A 644-nucleotide genomic window follows, 5' to 3' on the forward strand; every position below is an offset into this window, starting at 1 on the left:
ACACTACGAGAAGTGTGCCCTGCGATGCCATCTTGATAACCAATCTGATACCAATCACCCGATTTGGCGAGATCTTCCGTGGTTGCAGCACACCCAGCCAATAATACCAGCGCCAACCCCAACGTCGCTTTTTTCATAACTCTTCCTTAACTGATTGTTTTCAAAACAAGCTTATCACTAATTCTCTGAATCTGCCGCTCAACACCCAGATTTCGCCACTCACGCTGCCGTTAAACCACTTAATGATAAAACGCGCCACTCACTAGCATCACAAACCACTCAATCGGTATATCGACCACTCGCTACTGTATTCGACCACTCATCTACTAAGCGAATGCATTTAACACAAGTGCCGCATAACATGCACCCTGAAATTAAAAAATTACCCTACCCAACCAAGGACAATTGCTATGATGTGGTTTCTAACTTGTGTCGCTGCCCTCATCGGCGGATACTTCATCTACGGCGCTTTCGTTGAGAAAATTTTCGGCATCAATGAGAAACGCCAAACCCCTGCACACACCAAAACGGATGGTGTTGACTTTGTTCCAATGTCAACAAAGAAGGTTTACCTAGTTCAGCTACTTAACATCGCTGGTGTAGGTCCTATCTTTGGCCCAATCATGGGTGCACTTTACGGCCCA

Annotated in this window: 1 protein-coding gene and 1 pseudogene; one reads left to right on the top strand and one right to left on the bottom strand. The window is 45.8% G+C overall.

What is annotated here, in order from left to right; genetic code table 11:
* Positions 1-137, bottom strand: a pseudogene (locus tag R8O11_RS28560) (DUF2799 domain-containing protein); the annotation flags it as partial.
* 273 nt (positions 138-410) lie between these two features.
* Between R8O11_RS28560 and R8O11_RS28565 the strand changes: the two are divergent.
* Positions 411-644: carbon starvation CstA family protein (locus R8O11_RS28565; protein WP_318195038.1), on the top strand; the 234-nt coding region annotated here is incomplete at its 3' end.

Source organism: Vibrio sp. 1288, assembly GCF_033344475.1.